The following is a 23452-nucleotide window of genomic DNA, read 5'->3' on the forward strand; positions in this document are numbered from 1 at the left end:
GGCGTCAGGCATTACCAGACAGCTTCAGCCGCGCCGCCTGGGTAAAGTCCAGCATGCGATTAAGCGGCTTGATCGCCTTGGGCACCAGCGCCGGGTCGACGAAAATCTCGTTGGTGCCGTTACGCAGGCAATCCAGCACCCGCTCCAGGGTGTTCATCGCCATCCACGGGCAGTGCGCGCAACTGCGGCATGCCGCGCCGTTGCCGGCGGTGGGGGCTTCGACGAATTCCTTGTCCGGGCACAGCTGCTGCATCTTGTAGAAGATGCCGCGGTCGGTGGCGACGATGAAGGTTTTGTTCGGCAGGGTCTGGGCAGCCTTGATCAGCTGGCTGGTGGAGCCCACCGCGTCGGCCAACTCGATCACCGCTTCCGGCGACTCGGGGTGCACCAGGATCGCAGCATCCGGGTACAGCGCCTTCATGTCGGCCAACTGGCGCGACTTGAACTCCTCGTGAACGATGCAGGCACCGTCCCACAGCAGCATGTCGGCACCGGTTTGCTTCTGGATGTAACGGCCCAGGTGCTGGTCCGGGCCCCAGATGATGGTTTCGCCGTTGTCCATCAGGCTTTCGACAATTTCCAGCGCGCAGCTCGACGTCACTACCCAGTCGGCGCGTGCCTTCACCGCTGCGGACGTGTTGGCGTAGACCACCACGGTGCGCTCAGGGTGCTGGTCGCAGAAGGCCGAGAACTCTTCTACCGGGCAGCCCAGGTCGAGCGAGCAGGTGGCCTCCAGGGTCGGCATTAGCACGCGCTTTTCCGGGGTGAGGATTTTTGCCGTCTCGCCCATGAAGCGCACACCGGCCACGATGACCGTTTCGGCCGGGTGGTTCTTGCCGAAACGGGCCATTTCCAAAGAGTCGGATACACAGCCGCCGGTTTCTTCAGCCAGTGCCTGGATGACCGGGTCGCAGTAATAGTGGGCAACCAGCACCGCATTCTGGGCTTTGAGCTCGGCAGCGATGGCCGCACGGTATTCGGCCTCCTGCTCGGCTGTCAGCGGGTTGGGCTGCTTGGCGTCGAGGTGGGCCTGAACCAAAAGGCGTTCGGAAATCTGGGTCATGATCGCTGGACCTGCAGGCGCGCTTGCGCGTCAAATCGAGTGTATCACCCGGCCCTGGCAGATCGGCTAAGGGTGCCGGACGGCACACTGACCGCCACGGCCCTCTGCGGGCGCGGATTATTATCGGAGGCCGAAGGCTACAGACAATCCAGCGATTACTAAAGTGGTTTTTGTGTTGCCTGTACTGGCCTCTTCGCGGGTAAACCCGCTCCTACACTGTGAAATCCTTGTAGGAGCGGGTTCACCCGCGAAGAGGCCGCAACAGGAGAAACCATCACCCCTGCGGCGACAGGGCCGCCAGATGCGCCGCCATGAACATGGCAAATTCTTCCACGGTCATTTTTCTGCCATTGAACTCGACCATGCCATCGGCATAGTGCAGGCTGCTGACCACATCATCGCCCTGCACGATAGCCATGCCGCTCTGCAACGCCATCATGCCGACCATCTCCCCCGCCTGACTCGACTGCATGGCTATCGCTTGGGTGTCGGTCTGGCCATCCAGCAATGCCTGCAAGGTCGCCAGGTCACCAATCATCGGCTTGGACAGCGACAGCTTGCCTTTCACCTCAGTGATAATCTGCTTGCTCAGCTGGTCCGGCGGCAGGTCGAAGCTGGTCGGCGCGGCAAGGTCCATCGACAGGTTGAAGCGGCTCTCGCCATTGGCGGTCTTGAACGACAGGTTTTCCACCGCCAGCTTGGGCTTGGCGGCCAGCAATTTCTGCAAGTCACCCTGGAAGCGGGCCTTTTCGGCATCGTCCATCTGGATCTGCGGCACCGGCTGGCCAGCCGCACTGGCGGCCTCGAACTCCGGCAAGTGCGACTGGTACCACTTCGACAATGCCTGCAGCGCCGGGGCGTTGACAGACGTCACGCTCACCGCCATCTGCGCCTTGCCTACCGCGCGGCCATCCCAGCTGATGTCGCCGACCTTGTACTCCGCGCGGCCACCCACGGTGTCCGCGCCCTCGAGGGTTTGCAAGGCCTTCTGCTCCAGCCCCTTGATCAACAGCACCTGCTGTTTCGGCCCAAGTGTGACCTTGGTTTCAGCCAACGCCAGATCGACGTTGCCCACATAGATGGCGTCGTGCGCGGTGGCTGCGAGGTTACCGCCAAACTTCAGCCCTTTGAGCTCGAACGTGGCCGGCGGCTGGTCGTCTTGCACCCTTTTAATCACGAGACTGTCGGCCTGGCCGTGGAACGTCGAGGCCTTGCCCTCCTTGTCCCCGCTGACTTCGAACTGCATGCCCGAGAAGTCCAGGCTGTTGCCATCCGCTTCATCCAACTTGAGCGGCGCCAGCTGAACCTGGCTGACCACACTGCCGCTGTAACCCAGGCTGGTCTGCGCACTGATCGGGGCCTTTTCACCCGCAGCGGCGAACCATGGCGCGACGGCCTCATCCTTCTGCAGCGTGCTGTTGCTGACCGCCATTACCGGCATCAGCTTCAGCGCCCTGACCCTGGACCAGGGAAACGGGCCGTGCTCGATCTGGTCGGTCACGCCCACGTCAAAATTGATCACTTCGCCCTCACCCACGTTGATGTCGCGAGCCTTGAGCCGGTACTGGGCAGTACTGCTGAAGAGATGCTGCTCCAGCGACACACGCTCGATGCTCATGCTACCACCGGTACTGACCAGGGCCTTTCCGAGTTCGGCGTTGCTGCGTGCAAGGGCGTTGTCCAGCTCTGCAGGCAGCTGCTTGCCGGTGTACCAGGCGCCTGCGGTAGTTGCGACGGCAATGGCGATAGCCAGGCCGGAAAGGATGCCAACTGATTTCTTCATGAATAGAACCGATTGCTGTCCGTAAGGGCTTCGAAGGCGGCCAGAGGCCACGCAGAAAACGAAGAGTACCACCCCCGATTGGACCGAGCGCTGGCCCAGGTCGAGAAATGCCATTTTTCGGACACGTCTGACACCGAGGCAAGCAAGCAAAGGATTCGTTAATTTTTACGAACACGCCAGTTGATCATAATCGCAAATAAACGCGCAAAAACCGAACAAAACCCGTATTTAATCGATAAATATTTCAATTTAGCAACATCTTGTCATGTTTAACTTGACACCCACCTACCCATCGTTTTTTATTTTCACCACTTTGCGCGCTCCCCCGCGCCTCCCGCCGCTCCAACATAAAAGGTGAACAATATGGAGCCCATCCGCTCGCCCTTGCCGCATGCGCAATACACCGTGCCCGTCGTTTACGCCCAGCAGCAGGAGCCATGCCAGCATGCAGCCTGACCAGAGCGCTTCCGGCAACGGCCAACTCCGCAAAACCCTGCGCCTCTGGCACGTGATCATCATCGGCCTGGCCTACCTGACCCCGATGACCGTGTTCGACACCTTCGGCATCGTCAGCGGGATTACCGCCGGCCACGTACCCAGCGCCTACATTCTGGCGCTGGCCGGCATCCTGTTCACCGCCGTAAGCTATGGCACCCTGGTAAAGCGCTTTCCGCAGTCGGGTTCGGCTTACACCTACACCCAACGCGCAATCAACCCGCATGTGGGCTTCCTGGTCGGCTGGTCTTCGCTACTGGACTACCTGCTGCTGCCAATGGTCAACGCACTGCTGGCCAAGCTTTACCTTTCAGCCATGTTCCCGGAAGTGCCGGAGTGGATGTGGGTGGCCGGCTTCGTCACCCTGATCAGCCTGATCAATATGCGCAGCGTGAACCTGGTGGCGCACTTCAACCTGCTGTTCGTGGGTGTGCAGGTGGCGATCATCGCCGTGTTCATCTACCTGTGCGTGCGCGGCCTGGACCATGGTGAAGGGCTGGGTACCACCTGGAGCCTGATACCGTTCGCCGACAGCCAGACCCAGTTCAGCGCCCTGGCCGCCGGTGCGACCATCCTGTGCTTCTCGTTCCTGGGCTTTGACGCTGTCACCTGCCTGTCCGAGGAGACCCGCGACCCGGCCAAGACCATCCCCCGGGCGATCTTCCTCACCGCATTGATCGGCGGCGTGGTGTTCATCACTGTGTCGTATTTCATCCAGGCCTACTTCCCGACCATGGCCCGTTTCCACGACCAGGAAGCGGCCCTGCCGGAAATCGCCCTGTACGTTGGCGGCAAGCTATTCCAGTCAATCTTCATCGCCTGCACCGTAATCAACACCATCGCCTCGGGCCTGGCCTCGCAAACCAGCGTGTCGCGCCTGCTGTATGTAATGGGCCGCGACAACGTGATCCCGGCCAGGGTCTTCGCCCGCCTGCATTCGCGCTACAAGACACCCGTGCTGAACATTGCCGTGGTCGGCGTCATTTCGCTGTCGGCGATCTTCTTCGACCTGGTGACTGCCACCTCGATCATCAACTTCGGCGCCCTGGTCGCGTTCAGCTTCGTCAACCTGTCGGTGATCAACCACTGCTACCTGCGTGAAGGCAATCGCAAAGGCCTGTCCAACCAGTTGAAGTACCTGGTACTGCCTACCATCGGCTTCTGCATCATCGTCTCGCTATGGCTGGACCTGAACGCACATTCGCTGATGTTTGGCGGCATCTGGGCTGCGCTCGGGCTGGTCTACCTGGGCTGGCTGACCAAAGCCTTCCGCTCGGCACCACCCAACTATGTCGCCGAATGAACCCTGCTGCCCACAACGCCCGCGCCTGACCGCGGGCGTTGTACTTGACCGATAAGGAAAGCCCTCATGCCGCTGCGTCGCCTCTCCATCCAATGGAAGATCACCCTGCTCGCCGGGCTGTGCCTGCTGGCCATTGTCGCCTTGCTGGTAGCCACCTCGCTGACCCAGGCGCATCGCAGCGCTGCCCTGGTCAACCAGGCCAACACTGCCATGCTTGAAAACAGCGCCCGCCAGCGCCTGCAGGCCCAAGCCGAAACCCAGGCCTTGCGTATCCAGCGCTACTTCATGGACGCCTACCAGTACGGCAATGGGTTTGCCCGCCTGGTGCAAGTGCTGAAGGCCCGTGGTGGTAGCGACCTGCGCGCCGAACTGACCCGCCAGGCGCGTGCCAGCCTGGCCGGCAATCCGGATGTGATCGGTCTGTACCTGGTGTTCCAGCCCAATGCCCTGGACCAGCAGGACAGCCAGTACCTCGGCCAGGACGCCGTGGGCAGCAATGAGAGCGGGCGTTTCTCGCTGTACTGGTCACAACCCAGCCCCGGCACCCTGGAACTTGAAGCCATGCCGGAAACGATGCTCGGTGACAACAGCATTGGCAGCAACGGCGCGGCGAAGAACCGCTGGCTGACCTGCCCGCAGGACACCGCCAGAACCTGCATGCTCGAGCCGTACCTCGACGAGGTCAACGGACGCCAGGTGCTGATGACCAGCATCGCCCTACCATTGCTGGAACACGGCAAGGTCATCGGCGTGGTCGGCATTGACATCGGCCTGGCCAACCTGCAGCAACTGAGTGTGGACGGCCGCCGCGATCTGTTCGACGGCCAGGGCCAGGTGAGCATCGCCACCGCCGCCGGCCTGCTGGCCGGCAACAGTCGCGACGACAGCGCACTCGGCAAGCCCATGGACAAGGCGGTAGCCGACGGGCTGCTGCGCGTGGCCCACCCCTTCATGCCCATCCCTGACACAGCCCAGTGGCAGGTATTGCTGGAGTTGCCGGAAAGCGTGCTGCAGGCCCCTGCCGTAGCCCTCAACCAGCGCCTTGATGCCCATAACCAGAACGCCAACCGCATCAGCCTGCTGATAGGCCTTGGCACGGCAATCGCCGGCTTGCTGCTGGTATGGCTGACCGCGCGCGGCGTTAGCCGGCCAATCCTGGCCGTGGCTGCACGCCTGGAAGACATTGCCAGTGGCGAGGGCGACCTTACTTGCCGCCTGGACTACGCCCGCCAGGATGAACTGGGCCAGCTCACCAGCTGGTTCAACCGCTTCCTCGACAAGTTGCAACCGACTATTGCCCAGGTCAAAGGGTCGCTGCAGGAGGCACGCGACACCGCCGACCAATCGGCCGCCATTGCCAGCCAGACCAGCAACGGCATGCAGCAACAGCACCGCGAAATCGAACAGGTGGCCACAGCGGCCAACGAAATGAGCGCTACAGCCCTGGATGTCGCCCACAACGCCTCGCAGGCGGCCCAGGCCGCACGTGCTGCGGATCAGGCCAGCCAGGAAGGCTTGCAACTGGTGGACAGCACGCGCCAGGGCATCGACCGCCTGGCCGCAGGCATGAACACTGCCATGGACGAGGCGCGCGCACTGGAAGACCGCAGCGGGCAAATCGGCTCGGTGCTTGAAGTGATCCGCACCATTGCCGAGCAAACCAACCTGCTGGCACTGAATGCCGCCATCGAAGCGGCCCGCGCAGGCGAAGCCGGGCGTGGCTTCGCCGTGGTTGCCGATGAGGTCCGCGGCCTGGCCCAGCGCACGCAGGTCTCGGTGGAGGAAATTCGCCAGGTCATCGAAGGCCTTCAACAAGGTACACAGGACGTTGTCGGGGCCATGCATGCAGGCCAACGCCAGGCCCAGGACAGCGCCGCACGCATGGAGCAGGCATTGCCAGCACTGCAGCGCATTGGCGAGGCGGTGGCGGTCATCAGCGACATGAACCTGCAGATTGCCTCGGCGGCGGAAGAGCAGAGCGCGGTGGCCGAGGAAGTGAACCGTAACGTGGCCGGCATTCGAGACGTGACAGAATCACTGGCCGGGCAGGCCGATGAATCAGCACGCATCAGCCAAGCCCTGAACCGGCTGGCCAACCAGCAGCAAGCGCTAATGGAGCAGTTTCGCGTCTAGCCTGTGAGGGCCTCTTCGCGGGTAAACCCGCTCCTACACGGGATTTGCACTGCTCTTGTAGGCGGCGCCAGCCCCTGTAGGAGCGGGCTTGCCCGCGAAGAGGCCGGTACAGACACCACAGCATCATCGTTTTTACTGAGCACTATTCATGCAAACCGCAACCCGATCCACTTTCTTCGACATCACCAGCGAACAAGGGCTTTTACGCACCTCGATCGCCGCCACCCTGTTCATCGCCACCATCGGCATCGCCTTCGGCCTGGCCTCCGGCTCGTTTTCCATCGTCTTCGACGGCGTCTACTCGCTGGTCGACGCCAGCATGAGCGGGCTGTCGCTGGTGGTGGTCAAGCTGATCACTTCGCACACCACCAGCGTGCAGATGTCGCGCAAGCTGCGCGAACGCTTCACCATGGGTTTCTGGCACCTGGAGCCCATGGTACTGGCGCTCAACGGCATCCTGCTCAGCGGCGTGGCCATCTACGCGCTGATCAACGCCGTCAGCAGCCTGCTGCAAGGCGGGCGCCACCTGGAGTTCGGCATTGCCATGGTCTACGCAATGCTGACGGTGATCACCTGCGTGACCATCGCCGTCGTCGAGGCCCGCGCCAACCGCAAACTGAAGTCAGACTTCGTACGCATGGACGTCAAGGGCTGGGTGATGTCGGCCAGCATCACTGCCGCACTACTGATCGCCTTCTGCTTTGGCTATGCCGTGCAGGGCACTTCGCTTGAATGGGTATCACCGTACATCGACCCGGCGGTGCTGGCGCTGGTGTGCCTGGTGATCGTGCCGTTGCCGATGTCGGTGGTGCGTCAGGCGCTGTCTGAAATCTTCCTGGTCACCCCCGGCGACCTCAAACTGCACGTGGATGAAGTGGCCAAGGCCTTCGTCGCCCGCCACGGCCTGCAGTCTTACCGCGCCTATGTCGCCAAGGTCGGGCGCTCGAGGGAGATTGAGCTGTATTTCATCGTGCCCAAAACCATGGCGGCGAAGACCATCGATGAATGGGATGCCTGGCGCAACGAGATTGGCGACGCGGTAGGCGGCGAAGGGCCGGACCGTTGGCTGACGGTGGTATTTACCGGGGATCCTGAGTGGGCCGAGTAAATCGAGGCGCTTTGCGCCCCAGCATTCCAAAAAACGAAAAAGCCCGCGACCATTTCTGATTGCGGGCTTTGACGTACTGAGTATGGTGGGTCGTGTAGGATTCGAACCTACGACCAATTGGTTAAAAGCCAACTGCTCTACCAACTGAGCTAACGACCCGTTGGATGGCGCGTATAATACTGATTTCTAACGAGAAATCAATACCCCATCAAACTTTGTTCAAAAATACCGCGTTGGGTCTTCGATACCGGCTGCCTTGAAGCCATCGGCGCGCAGGCGGCAGCTGTCGCATTTGCCACAGGCGCGGCCGTCATCGTCGGCCTGGTAGCAGGAAACGGTCAGGCTGTAGTCCACACCACGGGCCATACCAGCCTGCACGATCTGAGCCTTGCTCATGTTCTGCAACGGCGCCTGGATGCGGAAGCCCTGCCCTTCTACGCCAGCCTTGGTCGCCAGGTTGGCCATGCGCTCGAAGGCCTCGACGAACTCGGGCCGGCAATCCGGGTAGCCGGAGTAATCCACGGCATTGACGCCAATGAAGATGTCGCACGCTTCCAGCACTTCTGCCCAACCCAGGGCCAGCGAAAGGAACACAGTATTGCGCGCCGGCACGTAAGTGACCGGAATGCCTTCACCCGGCGCTTCCGGCACGTCGATGCTGCTGTCGGTCAATGCCGAACCGCCGATGCCGTCGAGGTTCAGCCCAATCACCTTGTGCTCGACCACGCCCAGGTCGCGGGCCACGCGGGCAGCGGCGTTCAGCTCGGCACGATGACGCTGGCCGTAGTCAAAGCTCATGGTGTAGCAGCTGTAGCCTTCGGCTTTGGCCATGGCAACCACGGTGGCTGAGTCCAGGCCGCCGGACAACAGGATTACTGCGCGTTTTTCAGTCATGTGTACGTGCTCCTCAATCAACGTCCGGGCTCGTCGTTCCACAGCAGCTTGTGCAGCTGCAGCTGGAAGCGTACGGGCAAGTTGTCAGCAACGATCCAGTCTGCCAGGTCACTGGCGTTCACCTGATGATGGCTGGGTGAGAACAACACCTCACCGGCACGCTCAGCCAGGTTGTACTGGATCAGCTTGGATACCGCCCAGTCATAATCCTCGCGGGAACAGATGACGAACTTGACCTGGTCGTTACGTGTCAGCTGCTCGATGTTCTCGTAGCGGTTACGGTGCGACTCTTCGGAGCCTGGGGTTTTCAGGTCGACCACACGGCTGACGCGGGTGTCGGTGCCGGCAATATCCAGCGCGCCGCTGGTTTCCAGCGACACCTCGTAACCGGCGTCACACAGCCGCTGCAGCAACGGCAAGGCGTTGGGCTGGGCCAGTGGTTCGCCACCGGTGACACAGACGTAGCGCGGCTTGAAGCCGGCCACTTGCTCAAGGATCGAATCAAGGGTGCGTACGGTACCACCACTGAAGGCATAGGCACTGTCGCAATACTGGCAACGCAGGGGGCAACCGGTGAGGCGCACAAATACCGTGGGCAGCCCGGCCGTTCGCGTCTCACCCTGCAAAGAGTAAAAGACTTCGGTGATGCGTAATGTGTCTTGCATGCTCGCCACGGGCGTGACAGCTAAACAGGCTGTCCGCCTCCGTCAGGCACTGTCGCGGACTCGACATAGCGTTATCCGCAGCAGCGTGTTTACGAAAAAAGGGCAGTGATTCTAACGAAAAAACCCGCGACTGGCGCGGGTTTCTTTCTAGCGGTACAGCGGCAACGCCTAGAGCCTTTGCAGGTCACGCTGGGCCAGTTGAGCGGCAGAGGTGCCGGGGTACTGGGTGATGACCTGCTGCAGGATGCCCTTTACCTTGTCGGTGTGGCCCATACGGCGCTCGACATCAGCCAGTTTGTACAGCGAATCTGGCACCTTGCTGTGCTTTGGGTACTTCTGGCTGACCTGGGCAAAGGCCTGGCTGGCGCCTTGCAGGTCGCCCTTGGCCAGGTTCACCTCACCCAACCAGTATTGGGCATTACCGGCATACTGGCTGTTGGGGTACTTGCGCAGGAAGGCATTGAACGCCTGACTGGCCTTGTCGAAGTCTTTCTGTTTGATCAGGTCGAACGCAGCATCATAGTAGAGCTTTTCTTTCGCCGGATCGCTGGGCTGGCTACTGCCGGCCGGTTGTTGCGCAGCAGCACCTGCTGCGGCATCGGGGGCGGCATTGGACGCACCACCACCGGAGGAATTGTCAGGGGTTGCGGCAGGCGCAGCGCCACTGTTGATGCGACGGTCCAGGTCCTGGTAACGCTCCAGGCTTTCCTGCTTCATGCGCGACACATCGTTTTGCAGCTCTTCGATGATGCCTTGCTGGCGGGAAATCTGATCCTGCATCTGTTGCAGCTGCATGAACAGCTGACCCTGTGCAGAGGCAGGGGCCGAAGCCCCTGACCCGGCATAGGCGCCGCTCGTGCCATAACCCGCAGGCGGATAGCTGCCTGCGTTGTCATCTACTACAGGGACCTCAGCCCAGGCCGCAAGCGGCAGGCTGAGTGCGAGGACGGTTACTACACGGCGGCACATACGCATAAGAACTTACTTACGCAGTTCTACGCGACGGTTTTGAGCCCAGGACTGCTCGTCGTTGCCGGTAGCAACTGGACGCTCTTCGCCGTAGGAAACCAGTTCCAGCTGAGCAGGGGAAACGCCCTGCAGAACCAGGTAGCGCTGAACGGCTTTCGCACGACGCTCACCCAGAGCCATGTTGTACTCGCGGGTGCCGCGCTCGTCGGTGTTACCTTCCAGAACAACACGGTTGCCGTTGGCTTTCAGGTCCTTGGCGTGAACGTCCAGAGCGCGCATGGCTTCTGGCTTCAGGTCCGAGCTGTCGTATTCGAAGTAGAAGGTGGTGATTGCGCGCAGGGCGGCTTCTTCGCTCAGGGAGCCGTCAACAGCGCCAGTGTTGGCACCGTAGCCAGCGTTAGGATCTACAGCAGCGCCTTCGCCTGCGTTGTCACCGCCCTTCGAGGAGCAACCTACAGCTACGGCCATGGCCAGGGCCAGCGCAGCAAATTTACCAAACTTCAGCATTTCCATCGTGAAACTCCTAATGAAACCCCAGTGTGTTAAGCAAAATGTATTACGCCGCAATCAGTTCAGGTAAGGGGACCAGGACGGTTCTCTGACTTCGCCTTGAGCGGTAGGAAGTGGGAGCCTCACGCGGCCATTAAGCGACACGAGCATCAAGACTCCCCGGCCCTGCTGGCGGGTGGCGTAGATTAGCATGGTGCCGTTTGGCGCAACAGTGGGAGACTCATCAAGACTTGTTTCAGACAGAATCTTTACACTTCCGCGCTGCAAGTCCTGTGCCGCCACTTTGAAGTTGGTAAAACCTTGTTGGCGATGAATCATTACCAGGGTCTTTTCGTCCGCCGAAAGTTTCGGGTTGGCGTTGTAGTTACCCACGAACGTTACGCGCTCGGCACCACCACCACTGACCGACTGTTTATAAATCTGCGGTTTGCCGCCACGGTCGGAAGTGAAGTAAAGGGTGTTGCCATCTTTGCCCCAGAACGGCTCGGTATTGATACCCGGGCCTGCAGTAACACGGCTGATCTGGCGCGAAGCCATATTCATCACGTAGATGTCCGGGTTGCCGTCCTTGGACAGCACGAACGCCAGGCGCGAACCGTCCGGCGACCAGGCTGGCGCGCCGTTCAGGCCCTCGAAGTTGGTGACCTGCTCGCGACGGCCAGTATCGATGTTCTGCACGAAGATACGCGGGCGCTTCTGCTCGAACGAAACGTAGGCAATACGCTTGCCATCCGGCGCAAAGCGCGGCGACAGGATCGGCTCACGCGATTGCAGCAGGGTCACCGCACGCGCTCCGTCATAGTCCGAACGCTGGAGGGTGTAGCGGGTGTTGTTGGTGGAGAAACGCTCGGCCGTCACGTACAGCATGCGCGTAGAGAACGCGCCCTTGATGCCGGTGAGCTTCTCGAACGACTGGTCGGCAATGTAGTGCGCCATGTCGCGCAACTGGTCGGTGCTGCCCGCTACGCTGCCGGTCAGCACTTGCTGCTCGGTAGCGACGTTGAACAGCGCGTACTGCACCTGCAGGCGACCGCCCGACGGCACGATGCTGCCGACCATTACGTACTGGGCTCCCAGCGCTTTCCAGTCACGGAAGATCACTTCGCTGGCCTGCGACGGCTGGCTGATCATGTTCTGCCGCGGAATTGGCGAGTAGTAGCCAGAGTTGCGCAGGTCGTTGCCGATGATGTCGGCGATGTCTTCCGGCAGCACGCTGCCGCCCTGCAGACCGAACGGCACTACCGCGATGGGCGTAGCCCGGTCGCTGCCGCTGGTGACCAGGATGTTCTTTTCCTCTGCCACCGCCATGCCTGCCACGCAGCACAGCATGACCAGCAGTCCTCTCAGACGTTTAATCACAACGCTAGATCCTCAGGTGTAAATGTCATCTTGAACGAACGATAACGGTTGAAATCGCTCGGCTTCATACCCTGCATCTCGGTCAGACGACCAATGTTCTTGACCGCAGCCACTGCCGAACTGTCGTACGGGCCGTCACCACTGGAACGGGCCACGCTGACACTGGTAATGGTACCGTCCGGCAACATGCTGACCTGCAGGGTCACCGTCATGCCCTTGCGCGCGGAAGGCGGACGCGCCCAGCCCTCGGCCGCGCGCATACGAATCAGGTCGTCGAAGTCGCCAGCCACCTGATCGCCCTGCTCGTCGGCCAGTGCCTGCTGCCGCTCGGTGGTGTCAGACAACAGCTCGGCCAAGGCCTGGGCTTTCTTGTCTTCTGCCGCCTTGCGGGCCGCTTCCTGTGCCTTTTTCTTCTGGGCGTCTGCAGCGGCCTTCTTCTTGGCCTCTTCAGCTGCCTTCTTCTTCGCATCCTCGGCCGCCGCTTTCTTCTTGGCGTCCTCGGCTGCTTTCTTCTTGGCCTCTTCGGCTGCCTTCTTCCTGGCGTCCTCGGCGGCTTGTTTCTTCGCCTCTTCAGCGGCCTTTTTCTTGGCCTCTTCTTCGGCTTTTTTCTTGGCGATGTCGGCCTGCTGCTTCTCGGCGGCTTTCTTCGCCTCATCGGCCTTCTTGGCTTCGGCGGCTTTCTTCGCCTCGGCAGCCTTGGCAGCTTCCTTGGCAGCTTCAGCGGCCTCGGCTTTTTTCGCTTCAGCCGCCTCGCGAGCCTCTTCGGCCTTTTGAGCAGCGTCGGCCTTCTTTTGTTCCGCGGCCTTCACGGCCTCTTGCTCGACCTTCTTCTGTTCCAATTGCTCGACTTCGGTCTGGCGCGAAGCGGTTTTCTTCGCCTCCCCGGCAATTTTCTGATTGGTCTGGGTGGTCGCCTGGCTCTTGGACTTGAGCTGATACAGGGTAGCCTGAACAATCGGCTTGGATGGCGGCAGCTCAGGCGTCATGGCAAAACTGACGAACAGCAGGGCGAACACCAGCACATGCAGGCCGATGGCCCAGACACTGGGCCAGAAGTAGCTTTCCGAGGCGGATGGCTCTCGCTGTTGCATCAGGGCGCCTCGGTAATCAGGCCAACGTTACCGACACCGGCCTTCTGCAACCCGCCCATGGCACCCATGACCGCGCCATAGTCGACAGCCTTGTCGCCACGAATGAACACCTGGGTCTGCTTGCCCTGGTCACGGCCGGCAGCAATGATCTTGGTGACGGCGTCGGTCATGGCCGGCAAGGTCATGGCCTTGTCCATCTGCTTGTCGGTATCGACTTCACTGCCGAGGTTCCAGTAATAGGTTTTATCGGCCTTGATGGAGATGGTGAGGATCTGGACGTTGTTGTCCTGCGGCAAGGCTTCGCTGGAAACCTTGGGCAGGTCGACCTTCACGCCCTGGTTGAGCATGGGCGCCGTCACCATGAAGATGACCAGCAGCACCAGCATCACGTCGATGTAGGGCACCACGTTCATCTCGGCGACGGGCTTGCGTTTGTGGCGAACTCGGGCCATGGGCTTCTACCTGATTACTCTTCGCTGGTGTGCACTTTGCGGTGCAGGATCGCCTGGAACTCGTCGGCGAAGGTGTAGTAACGGCCGATCAGCACTTCACTGCGCGCGGCGAAACGGTTGTAGGCAATGACAGCCGGGATTGCCGCGAACAGGCCGATGGCGGTAGCGATCAGCGCTTCGGCGATGCCCGGAGCAACGGTGGCCAGGGTGGCCTGCTGGGCGCTGGCCAGGCCACGGAAGGAGTTCATGATGCCCCACACAGTGCCGAACAGGCCGATGTACGGGCTGGTCGAACCAACGGTGGCCAGAAACGGCAAGCTTTGCTCGAGTTTTTCTTCCTCCCGCGAGATGGCCACACGCATGGCACGGCCAACACCTTCCATGACGGCATCCGGGTCAACACCCGGCTGCTGGCGCAGGCGCGAGAACTCTTTGAAACCGGCACGGAACACCTGCTCCACGCCGGAGTCCGGGTCTGGGTTGCTGCCTGCCTGGCGGTACAGCTTGGACAGGTCGATGCCCGACCAGAAGCGCTCTTCGAAGGCATCCAGCGCACGACGACCGGCGCGCAGCATGGTGCTGCGCTGGAAGATCATGATCCATGAGGTGACCGAGGCGGCCACCAGGGTCAGCATTACCAGCTGTACCACCACGCTGGCATTGCTGACCAGACTCCACATGGAGGTATGGTCGACGACGTTAGCTTCCACGCTTATTCTCCTGCATTCGATTGATTACCCGAGCCGTCCGCCGCAAAGGCGTCGCGCAGCTGGGGGGGTATGGCTCGGGGTTTGAAAGTGTCGGCGCGCACGGCGGCCACCAGGAACTGCCCTTCGCAAAGCAGCGTTTCATCCTTTTCCCGCCACACCTGCTGTACGAAACGCAGGCTGGCGCGATTGAGTTCAAGTACTTGCGCGGTCACCCGCAATTCGTCATCAAGCCGCGCCGGCGCGTGATAGCGCGCTTCGCTGGAGTGGACCACGAACAGCAGGTTGTCTTCAGCCAGCTGCGACTGGGAAAAGCCCAGGTGCCGCAGGCGTTCGGTGCGCGCGCGCTCCATGAATTTCAGGTAGTTGACGTAATACACCACGCCGCCCGCATCGGTATCTTCGTAATAGACGCGACACCGATGTGCGAACGGTTCGAGCTGATTTTGCGCGCGCATACTCTAGTGCTTACTCCTCAGCTTGCCAATCCGCTATGGCAACTGTTTTTCTTCATTAATGTCTTATTGCCAGCGCACCAAGGGCATGCCAGCGGTAGGACCACAAAAAGTCGCTTTTGATCTGTCATTCATCGCCTGGCTCGGAAAAATCGCCCCCCTCCCCCAAGCGCCCGGGGATATTCAGCCCAAAGTGCAGGTAGGCATGCCGGGTGACCACGCGGCCGCGTGGTGTGCGCATGATGTAGCCCTGCTGGATGAGGTACGGCTCAAGCACATCCTCGATGGTATGACGCTCTTCACTGATGGCCGCAGCCAGGTTGTCCACACCCACCGGGCCGCCATCGAACTTCTCGATCATGGTCAGCAGCAGGCGACGGTCCGAATGGTCGAAGCCACGCTCGTCGACGTCCAGCAGGTTCAGCGCCATGTCAGCCACGGCCTTGGTGATCTGGCCCTTGCCGCGCACCTCGGCGTAGTCACGCACGCGGCGCAGCAGGCGGTTGGCGATGCGCGGCGTGCCACGGGCACGGCGGGCAATCTCGTAGGCGCCCTGGTCCTCGATGGCCAGGCCAAGGATGTTGGCCGAGCGGCTGACGATGGTACTCAGATCCTTGTCGTTGTAGAACTCCAGGCGCTGGACGATACCGAAGCGGTCACGCAGCGGGTTGGTCAGCATGCCGGCACGGGTAGTAGCCCCCACCAGGGTGAAAGGTGGCAGATCAAGCTTGATGGAACGGGCGGCCGGGCCTTCGCCGATCATGATGTCGAGCTGGAAGTCCTCCATGGCCGGGTACAGCACTTCTTCGACAACAGGCGACAGCCGGTGGATTTCATCGATGAACAGCACGTCGTGCGGCTCGAGGTTGGTCAGCATGGCTGCCAGGTCCCCAGGGCGCTCGAGAATCGGCCCTGAAGTGCTCTTCACCGACACCCCCATTTCATGGGCGATGATGTTGGCCAGGGTGGTCTTGCCCAGGCCGGGAGGGCCGAAGATCAGCGTGTGGTCAAGCGACTCGCCGCGGCCGCGGGCAGCCTGGATGAACAGCGCCATCTGCTCTCGCACCACTGGCTGACCGATGTACTCGTCCAGGCTCAGGGGGCGAATCGCACGGTCCTGGACTTCTTCGCGGTCGCGGCCACTGGCGGCAATCAGGCGGTCGGCTTCGATCACTTGGTAATCATCCCTTTCAGGCTGCGGCGGATCAGCTCTTCACTGCTCAGGCCGGCCTTGTCCTTGATCGCGGCGATGGCCTTGCTGGCTTCCTGCGGCTTGTAGCCCAGCGAAACCAGGGCACTGACTGCATCGGCCTCGGCACTGGACTCGCTGGCGACCGGTAAAGGCCCATCGGAGACCAGGGTGAACATGGCCGGCGAGGTTTCCCAGGCCTTGAAACGGTCCTTGAGCTCGACCAGCAAGCGCTCGGCGGTTTTCTTGCCGACGCCTGGCACGCGCACCAGGGCCGAGGTGTCCTGGGCCTGCACGCAGCGCACCAGTTCATCCACTTCCAGCCCGGACATCAGCGCCAGGGCCAGCTTCGGCCCTACGCCGTTCAGGCGGATCAGCTCGCGGAACAACTCGCGCTCGCGTTTTTCGGCAAAGCCGTAGAGCAAGTGGGCATCTTCGCGCACGACCAGATGGGTATGCACCGTGACGGGTTCCCCCACTTTGGGCAGACGGTACAGCGTGGTCATGGGAACTTCCAGTTCGTAACCCACGCCGTTGACGTCGATAATCAGGTGAGGCGGTTGTTTTTCCGCCAGGGTGCCGCGCAAACGTCCAATCACGTTCCGATCCTTCCTCTCGGGGAGCCGGTCAAAGACCGCTCAACCCTATCAGCAAATGCAGCAGGTGAACGTATCACCCGAACAAAATGTGTATCAGCGCATGAAGCGCTTACAGACGCAAGCGCCCGCCGCGTCGCCGCGCGGTGGTCAAGCCATGCGGCACCAGACTGGAGCGGGTGTGTGCGTGGCACAGCGCGATGGCCAAGGCATCGGAAGCGTCAATCTGCGGCTTTTGCGTCAATTTCAGCAGGTGCATGACCATCATCATCACCTGCTCCTTGTTGGCACCACCTGTGCCGGCCACGGCCTGCTTGACCTGGGTGGCGCTGTACTCGGCGATCTCCAGGCCAGCCTCGGCGGCGGCGACGATAGCCGCGCCCCGCGCCTGGCCAAGCTTGAGCGCCGAATCGGCGTTGCGGGCCATGAACACCCGTTCGATGCCCATGGTCACCGGGCCGTGCTGGGCAATGATTTCACTGACACCACGAAAAACAATCTGCAGCCGCTCGTGCAGCTCACCGCTGCCGGTGCGGATGCAGCCCGACGCCACGTACTCGCAACCACGGGCAGTCTGGCGTACCACGCCATAGCCGGTGATGCGCGAGCCAGGGTCGATACCTAGAATCAGAGTCATAAAGCCCGTCGAAAAAATGATGCATCTCTACAAACTGCGCCGGCCCTTTCGCGGGTAAACCCGCTCCTACAGTTACTGCACCACATTTGAAATGGGCGTAATACCTGTAGGAGCGGGTTTACCCGCGAAAGGGCCGGCACAGGCGCTATCAAACGCTCAGCGTTGGCACAAAATGCCAAATCACCTTAGCCTAGGTTTTCCATGATCTCGTCGGAAATCTGGGCATTGGAATAGACGTTCTGCACGTCGTCCAGGTCTTCGAGCATGTCGATCAACTTGAGCACCTTTTCGGCACCGTCCTGGTCGAGCTCGGCGCTGGTGGTCGGTTGCATGACGATTTCCGCGTCAGCGGCCTTGAAGCCAGCCTCTTCCAGGGCGTTACGCACGGCATAGAAGCTGTTGAACGAAGTGAATACGTCGAACGAGCCATCGTCGTTGGCCACCACGTCGTCGGCATCGGCCTCCATAGCCGCTTCCATCAACGCGTCCTCTTCCACGCCCGGGGCAAAGCTGATCTGGCCTTTGCGCTCGAACAGGTAAGCCACCGAGCCGTCAGTACCCAGGTTGCCGCCACACTTGGTGAAGGCATGACGCACGGCGGCAGCGGTACGGTTGCGGTTGTCGGTCATGGCTTCGACCATGATCGCCACGCCACCCGGGCCGTAACCCTCGTAGCTGAGCTCTTCGACGTTGTCGCTTTCGTTGGTGCCGGCACCACGGGCCACGGCGCGATCGATGATGTCGCGGCTCATGTTGGCGCCCAGGGCCTTGTCCAACGCCAGGCGCAGGCGCGGGTTGGATGCCGGATCAGGGCCACCCTGCTTGGCAGCGACCGTCAGTTCACGGATCCACTTGGTGAAGACCTTGCCTCTTTTGGCATCCTGGCGCTCTTTGCGGTGCTTGATGTTCGCCCACTTGGAATGACCAGCCATAACGACTCCGAATCCTTTGAATCACAAACAGCCCCGCCCCATGACGGGGCGGGACGGGAAAATACCTGCGTCGAAACGCAAAGGCGCATCCATGTGGATGCGCCCGGGGACTGCTTACTCGACCTTGGTCTGTTCGCGCAGTCGGATGTGCAACTCGCGCAGGGCCTTGGCGTCGACCATGCCAGGGGCCTGGGTCATGACGCACGCGGCGCTCTGGGTTTTCGGGAACGCGATCACTTCACGGATCGACTGGGCGCCGGTCATCAGCATGACCAGACGGTCCAGACCGAACGCCAGGCCACCGTGAGGCGGCGCCCCGAACTTCAGAGCGTCGAGCAGGAAGCCAAACTTCTCTTCCTGCTCTTCTGCCCCGATACCCAACAGGCGGAATACCGCCTGTTGCATCTCTTTACGGTGGATACGGATCGAACCGCCACCCAGCTCGGTACCATTCAGAACCATGTCGTAGGCACGGGACAGGGCGGTGGCCGGGCTGGCCTCGAGCTCTTCCGGGGTGCACTTCGGCGCGGTGAACGGGTGGTGCAGAGCAGTGAAGCTGCCGTCTTCGTTCTCTTCGAACATCGGGAAGTCGACGACCCACATCGGCGCCCACTCGCAGGTCAGCAGCTCGAAGTCGTGACCCAGGCGAATACGCAGCGCGCCCAGGGCTTCGCTGACCACCTTGAACTTGTCGGCACCGAAGAACACGATGTCACCGTCTACGGCGCCAACGCGATCGAGGATGTTGTTGAGGTTGGCCTCAGGGATGTTCTTGACGATCGGCGACTGCAGGCCTTCGACGCCCTTGGCGCGCTCGTTGACCTTGATGTAGGCCAGACCCTTGGCACCGTAGATACCGACGAACTTGGTGTACTCGTCGATTTTGCTGCGCGGCATGCTGGCGCCGCCTGGCAGACGCAGGGCAGTAACGCGGCACTTCGGATCGTTGGCCGGGCCGGCGAACACTTTGAAGTCGACATCCTTCAACTGGTCGGCAACGTCGACCAGTTCCAGCGGAATACGCAGGTCTGGCTTGTCGGAGCCGTAGCGGCGCATGGCCTCTTCGAAGGTCATGTGCGGGAACTCACCGAATTCCAGGTCGAGCACTTCCTTGAACAGCTTGCGGATCATGCTTTCGGTCAGGCCCATGATCTCGCTTTCATCGAGGAAACTGGTCTCGATGTCGATCTGGGTGAATTCCGGCTGGCGATCGGCACGCAGGTCTTCGTCACGGAAGCACTTGGCGATCTGGTAGTAGCGGTCGAAGCCGGCGACCATCAGCAACTGTTTGAACAGCTGGGGCGACTGCGGCAGGGCGAAGAAGCTACCGGCATGGGTACGGCTTGGCACCAGGTAGTCGCGCGCGCCTTCCGGAGTGGCACGGGTGAGGATCGGCGTTTCGACATCGAGGAAGCCGTTGTCGTCCATGAAGCGACGGATGCTGCTGGTGATGCGCGAACGCAGGCGCAGCTTTTCAGCCATTTCCGGGCGACGCAGGTCGATGAAGCGGTAGCGCAGGCGGGTTTCCTCGCCGACGTCGGAGTACTCGTTCAGCGGGAACGGCGGGGTTTCCGCCTCGTTGAGCACAGTCAGCTGGTAGCCGAGGATCTCGATGGCACCGGAGGCCATGTTGGCATTCACCGCACCTTCAGGGCGCTTGCGGACCTTGCCGGTGATCTGTACGACATATTCGCTGCGCACGCGGTCTGCGGCGGCGAAGGTTTCGGCGCGATCCGGGTCGAACACGACCTGGGCCATGCCTTCGCGGTCACGGATGTCGAGGAAGATCACCCCGCCGTGGTCGCGGCGACGATGGACCCAGCCGCAAAGGGTGACTTCCTGGCCGTCCAGGCTCTCGTTCAGTTGGCCGCAATAATGGCTGCGCATCATGATGGTGGTTTCGCTTCTCGTGATTCGTGTATTCGGTGGAGGCCTTGGCCGCCCGGAGGGCTAATACTGCAAGACCCGGTCACAGCATTCAACTCAGTCGGCCTTGTCGCCGCCTGCCAGATTCTTTTTCGCCCCGGTCTTGAAGTCGGTTTCGTACCAACCGTTACCGCTCAGGCGAAAGCCTGGCACCGACAGCAGCTTTTTCAGTGCCGGTGCCTGACAGGCCGGACAATCGATCAGCGGCGCGGCGCTGATCTTCTGCAGCACTTCCATGCGGTGCTCGCAGGACGCACATTGATAGTCATAAAGGGGCATGGGTGTCTCTCGTCAACCATAACGCTGGCTGCCGGGGCAGCAAAAAGCGGGATTATATATGGTTAGCAAGCACTGCGCAGCCCGCCAGGCGATCAGCGCGCACTTGGCGAGTCCTGCAGCCACGCCACGCAGATTACCCGGATCAGCCCGCTGAAGTTGCGCACACCGCCCTGGCGCAGGTGCACTTCACGGTCCACGTAGGACAACACGGCACTGACCGAACAACGGTTGGCGGCGGCGATGCGTTCCAGGATATCCCAGTAGACAGCCTCCAGGCGCAGACAGGTAGAAAAGCCGTTGAGCCGCACGGAACGTGACACCGGCTGCGTCTGCAACATGTCGAAGTCCGCCTTGAACGGGTCAATGCACTGTTTTCCTGGCCAACTGCCCTGGCCAACCATACGCTTGCTCGCTTGCATCATGCGCCACACCTCCTCGTCACAGGTACCAGGTGGCCTATGAAGCGCTGACGGGCGAGCTTAAAGCAGCGGCAAAGTCTTCCTGCACAACATGAGAAACCCGGCCGGACATACCGACCGGGGCTGTTTGCTCGATAAGCCTCAGTTGCCGTCGAGCAGTACCCGCAGCATCCAGGCAGTTTTCTCGTGCACCTGCATACGCTGCGTCAGCAGATCTGCGGTCGGCTCGTCACTGACCTTGTCCACCACAGGGAAAATGCTGCGCGCAGTGCGCACCACGGCCTCCTGCCCCTGAACCAACTGGCGGATCATCTCGTCTGCCGGGGGGACACCTTCCTCCTCCTTGATCGACGAGTGCCGTGCATAGAATGCATACGAACCCGGTGCCGGGAAGCCCAGGGCACGGATGCGCTCGGCGATCGAGTCGACTGCCAGCGCCAGTTCGTTGTACTGCTCTTCGAACATCAGGTGCAGGGTGCGGAACGACGGGCCGGTGACGTTCCAGTGAAAGTTATGGGTTTTCAGATACAGCACGTAGGTATCCGACAATAGGCGGGACAACCCATCGACGATGGACTTGCGATCTTCTTCACTGATACCGATATCGATTGCCATGAAGCTCCCCTTTCCATAAGGCTTGAGACTCAAGCGGACTCCGACCACTGTAGCAACACTTGGCGCATGCAGCATGTGACATGGTGCAACACATCGCCCGCTGGGCGGCCTGCGGTTTGAGTAGGCTGCGGCTTTACTGTTAAATAGGCACTGTGCCACCCGTGCGGACTGTCATTGCCGGGTGCATAGGCTGGCCTGCAACGTGTTCGCGCCCTATACCTCATGCGCACCGTGCTGCCAGCTCTTCCTGTGATCGGCCTTATCAACAGTGAGCCAACCCCATGTTCAAGATCGTCCATCTGGTGACGGGCGTGGCAGCTTTGCTGCTATCGCTCATACCCAGCCTGAAAACCGATGCGACACCCTTCCTGCAACAACCCGAAGCGGTCTACCTGGCCCTGCTCGGCCTGCTCAACCTGGTGCTGGCGCCGGTGGTGCCACTGTATCATCGCGGCGCGCGGCAACAACTGCAGCACCTGGCCTGCGCCCTGCTGGTGGTTGCCGTCGTGCTACAGACCCTGACACTCCTGGCCCGCCCGGAAATGGGCAACCTGGCAGCCCTGGTCTGTGCGGCGCTGGCCGTGGCCATGCATCTGGCCGTGGGCTTTGCTCGCAGCCCGCGCAAGGCGCGCAGCAGTCAACACGTGACACAGGACGCCGGCAACCGTGATACCGGCACCGTCAAATGGTTCAACACATCGAAAGGCTTTGGTTTCATTTCCCGCGACTCGGGTGATGACATCTTCGTGCACTTTCGGGCCATCCGCGGTGAGGGCCACCGCATCCTGGTCGAAGGCCAGCGCGTGGAGTTTTCGGTGATGCACCGCGACAAGGGCCTGCAGGCCGAAGACGTGGTTGCGGTAACCCGCCGCTGACCAACGGCTGACCGGCTGACGTTATCAACGGCAAGCCAGGCTCCACAAGGTCCGCGCTGCTCCTGAGGGCAGCATCATACCTGTGGTGGCTGGTTTGCCGGCGATAGCAGCCTGGAAGCACTCAATAATGGGGAGGCGGCGCCTCTTCCCCTTCACTGCCATACTGACCAACCATCTCTTCATGACGCTTGATCAGCTCGGCCATCTGCAATTGCAGACGCTCGATCACCCGCGCTTGCTCCACCACCACGTCATTCAGCGCCTGGATAGCGTCATCCTGAAACGCCTGACGGGTTTCCAGTTCGACCATACGCATTTCCAGTGTCATCTCAGGCCTCTTGGTAACCAGCAAGTTGCAGCCCGCGCAGGCGCTGGCGAACAGCTTGCAGTTGATCATCGGTGTAGCTTACAGGTGCACACTTGCCCCATACCGGAGCCGGCCACGCAGCGTCGTCGCGCTGGCGCACGATCACATGCATGTGCAACTGGCTGACCACGTTGCCCAAGGTAGCCACGTTCATCTTGTCGGCTGCGTAGCTGGCCTTCAGCGCTTCTGCCAACAGGGTGGTTTCCTGCCACAACTGCTGTTGCTCTGCCGCATCCAGCTCGAAAAGCTCATTGATACCAGCGCGCTTGGGCACCAGAATGAACCATGGGTAATTGGCATCCTTGCTCAGCAGCAGCTGGCAAAGCGGAAACTCCCCCAGCACCAACGAATCCTGCTGCAAACGCGAATCGAGGACGAACACGGCATATCTCCTTCAGGTAATACCATCCCGCGTCAGGCGGAAAACAGGCCAGCAAGGATACCTTGCACACTCCCGGTAACACAGCGCTACTTTTCGCACCAAAATGAGGCCGCCTGCCCGCCCTCCCCACACCCGCCACCCCACAAACGACGCCGGATGAACAAGTTACGGTAACACCCTGACTCTAAAGGCAGCTTTTTAAATTCTAATGATTCTCGATCGCAAAAGTCACGCGAACAGCCTTCGTC

General features: G+C 61.1%; 25 protein-coding genes and 1 tRNA gene. 4 read left to right on the top strand and 22 right to left on the bottom strand.

Annotation, left to right across the window (positions count from 1 at the left end; genetic code table 11):
- Positions 1–4: 4 nt before the first annotated feature.
- Together nadA and J3A98_RS17650 are read right to left on the bottom strand one after the other, a co-directional pair.
- Positions 5–1063, bottom strand: coding sequence for a quinolinate synthase NadA (gene nadA / locus J3A98_RS17645; protein ID WP_003254747.1), 1059 nt, complete (start codon positions 1061–1063; stop codon positions 5–7).
- A 274-nt stretch (positions 1064–1337) separates the two neighbouring features.
- On the bottom strand, positions 1338–2846 hold the full coding sequence (locus J3A98_RS17650) for a YdgA family protein (protein ID WP_209967582.1): 1509 nt from the start codon (positions 2844–2846) through the stop codon (positions 1338–1340).
- 445 nt (positions 2847–3291) lie between these two features.
- On the opposite strand from J3A98_RS17650, the gene J3A98_RS17655 reads away from it, so the two are divergent.
- The 3 genes from J3A98_RS17655 (at position 3292) to J3A98_RS17665 (ending at position 7885) form a co-directional block, all read left to right on the top strand.
- Positions 3292–4644 carry an APC family permease gene (locus tag J3A98_RS17655; RefSeq protein WP_209967584.1) on the top strand — a complete coding sequence of 451 codons (1353 nt, stop codon included), beginning with the start codon at positions 3292–3294 and terminating at the stop codon, positions 4642–4644.
- Between the two features lie 66 nt (positions 4645–4710).
- The gene (mcpU, locus tag J3A98_RS17660) at positions 4711–6777 is read left to right on the top strand and encodes a methyl-accepting chemotaxis protein McpU (protein ID WP_209967586.1); all 2067 of its coding nucleotides are present in this window, start codon (positions 4711–4713) and stop codon (positions 6775–6777) included.
- A 148-nt stretch (positions 6778–6925) separates the two neighbouring features.
- Positions 6926–7885: a cation transporter gene (locus tag J3A98_RS17665; protein ID WP_209967588.1), complete on the top strand. Its 960-nt coding sequence runs from the start codon at positions 6926–6928 to the stop codon at positions 7883–7885.
- 83 nt (positions 7886–7968) lie between these two features.
- Here J3A98_RS17665 and J3A98_RS17670 read toward each other — a convergent pair.
- The 18 genes from J3A98_RS17670 to J3A98_RS17755 all read right to left on the bottom strand — a co-directional run bounded on the left by J3A98_RS17670 (position 7969) and on the right by J3A98_RS17755 (position 21580).
- Positions 7969–8044 (bottom strand) — tRNA-Lys (locus J3A98_RS17670).
- Positions 8045–8104: 60 nt separating this feature from the next.
- Positions 8105–8797: a 7-cyano-7-deazaguanine synthase QueC gene (queC, locus tag J3A98_RS17675; RefSeq protein WP_209969899.1), complete on the bottom strand. Its 693-nt coding sequence runs from the start codon at positions 8795–8797 to the stop codon at positions 8105–8107.
- Positions 8797–9444: a 7-carboxy-7-deazaguanine synthase QueE gene (gene queE / locus J3A98_RS17680; protein ID WP_003254753.1), complete on the bottom strand. Its 648-nt coding sequence runs from the start codon at positions 9442–9444 to the stop codon at positions 8797–8799. The genes queC and queE overlap by 1 nt, the downstream gene beginning before the upstream one ends.
- Positions 9445–9612: 168 nt before the next feature.
- The gene (gene ybgF, locus J3A98_RS17685; RefSeq protein WP_176685098.1) at positions 9613–10419 is read right to left on the bottom strand and encodes a tol-pal system protein YbgF; all 807 of its coding nucleotides are present in this window, start codon (positions 10417–10419) and stop codon (positions 9613–9615) included.
- Positions 10420–10425: 6 nt separating this feature from the next.
- On the bottom strand, positions 10426–10926 hold the full coding sequence (pal, locus tag J3A98_RS17690) for a peptidoglycan-associated lipoprotein Pal (protein WP_003254755.1): 501 nt from the start codon (positions 10924–10926) through the stop codon (positions 10426–10428).
- A gap of 54 nt (positions 10927–10980) precedes the next feature.
- Positions 10981–12252, bottom strand: coding sequence for a Tol-Pal system beta propeller repeat protein TolB (gene tolB / locus J3A98_RS17695; protein ID WP_021783335.1), 1272 nt, complete (start codon positions 12250–12252; stop codon positions 10981–10983).
- Positions 12253–12278: 26 nt separating this feature from the next.
- Positions 12279–13373: a cell envelope integrity protein TolA gene (gene tolA, locus J3A98_RS17700; protein WP_209967590.1), complete on the bottom strand. Its 1095-nt coding sequence runs from the start codon at positions 13371–13373 to the stop codon at positions 12279–12281.
- Positions 13373–13825 (bottom strand): protein TolR, encoded by a 453-nt coding sequence (gene tolR / locus J3A98_RS17705; RefSeq protein WP_003254760.1) that lies wholly within the window; start codon positions 13823–13825, stop codon positions 13373–13375. Before tolR ends, tolA begins: the two co-directional genes overlap by 1 nt.
- Before the next feature lie 14 nt (positions 13826–13839).
- A complete protein-coding gene (gene tolQ / locus J3A98_RS17710) occupies positions 13840–14535 on the bottom strand; it encodes a protein TolQ (RefSeq protein ID WP_010952367.1) in 696 nt (231 codons plus the stop codon).
- A 2-nt stretch (positions 14536–14537) separates the two neighbouring features.
- Positions 14538–14990 carry a tol-pal system-associated acyl-CoA thioesterase gene (ybgC, locus tag J3A98_RS17715; RefSeq protein ID WP_016711994.1) on the bottom strand — a complete coding sequence of 151 codons (453 nt, stop codon included), beginning with the start codon at positions 14988–14990 and terminating at the stop codon, positions 14538–14540.
- Positions 14991–15114: 124 nt separating this feature from the next.
- On the bottom strand, positions 15115–16161 hold the full coding sequence (gene ruvB, locus J3A98_RS17720) for a Holliday junction branch migration DNA helicase RuvB (protein WP_003254766.1): 1047 nt from the start codon (positions 16159–16161) through the stop codon (positions 15115–15117).
- Positions 16158–16775 (bottom strand): Holliday junction branch migration protein RuvA, encoded by a 618-nt coding sequence (gene ruvA / locus J3A98_RS17725; protein WP_051099711.1) that lies wholly within the window; start codon positions 16773–16775, stop codon positions 16158–16160. Before ruvA ends, ruvB begins: the two co-directional genes overlap by 4 nt.
- Before the next feature lie 109 nt (positions 16776–16884).
- Positions 16885–17409 (bottom strand): crossover junction endodeoxyribonuclease RuvC, encoded by a 525-nt coding sequence (gene ruvC, locus J3A98_RS17730; protein WP_010952366.1) that lies wholly within the window; start codon positions 17407–17409, stop codon positions 16885–16887.
- A gap of 185 nt (positions 17410–17594) precedes the next feature.
- Positions 17595–18341, bottom strand: a complete 747-nt coding sequence (locus J3A98_RS17735; protein ID WP_003254770.1) for a YebC/PmpR family DNA-binding transcriptional regulator — start codon at positions 18339–18341, stop codon at positions 17595–17597.
- Positions 18342–18455: 114 nt separating this feature from the next.
- Positions 18456–20231 (bottom strand): aspartate--tRNA ligase, encoded by a 1776-nt coding sequence (gene aspS / locus J3A98_RS17740; protein ID WP_209967592.1) that lies wholly within the window; start codon positions 20229–20231, stop codon positions 18456–18458.
- Between the two features lie 93 nt (positions 20232–20324).
- Positions 20325–20546: a zinc ribbon domain-containing protein gene (locus tag J3A98_RS17745; protein WP_010952365.1), complete on the bottom strand. Its 222-nt coding sequence runs from the start codon at positions 20544–20546 to the stop codon at positions 20325–20327.
- A 92-nt stretch (positions 20547–20638) separates the two neighbouring features.
- Positions 20639–20968, bottom strand: a complete 330-nt coding sequence (locus J3A98_RS17750) for a ribbon-helix-helix domain-containing protein (protein WP_176685101.1) — start codon at positions 20966–20968, stop codon at positions 20639–20641.
- A gap of 138 nt (positions 20969–21106) precedes the next feature.
- Entirely contained in the window at positions 21107–21580 is a 474-nt protein-coding gene (locus J3A98_RS17755) for a Dps family protein (protein WP_084854477.1), read from the bottom strand.
- 281 nt (positions 21581–21861) lie between these two features.
- On the opposite strand from J3A98_RS17755, the gene J3A98_RS27115 reads away from it, so the two are divergent.
- Positions 21862–22455, top strand: coding sequence for a cold shock domain-containing protein (locus J3A98_RS27115; protein WP_281067763.1), 594 nt, complete (start codon positions 21862–21864; stop codon positions 22453–22455).
- 121 nt (positions 22456–22576) lie between these two features.
- On the opposite strand, the gene J3A98_RS17765 is transcribed toward J3A98_RS27115, so the two are convergent.
- Positions 22577–22783, bottom strand: a complete 207-nt coding sequence (locus J3A98_RS17765; RefSeq protein WP_012051473.1) for a SlyX family protein — start codon at positions 22781–22783, stop codon at positions 22577–22579.
- A gap of 1 nt (position 22784) precedes the next feature.
- Complete coding sequence (locus J3A98_RS17770) at positions 22785–23204, bottom strand: HIT domain-containing protein (protein WP_209967594.1); 420 nt, start codon at positions 23202–23204, stop codon at positions 22785–22787.
- Positions 23205–23452 lie beyond the last annotated feature (248 nt).

It is taken from the genome of Pseudomonas sp. BP6 (genome assembly GCF_017875935.1).
In the GTDB taxonomy this organism is placed as follows: domain Bacteria; phylum Pseudomonadota; class Gammaproteobacteria; order Pseudomonadales; family Pseudomonadaceae; genus Aquipseudomonas; species Aquipseudomonas putida_Y.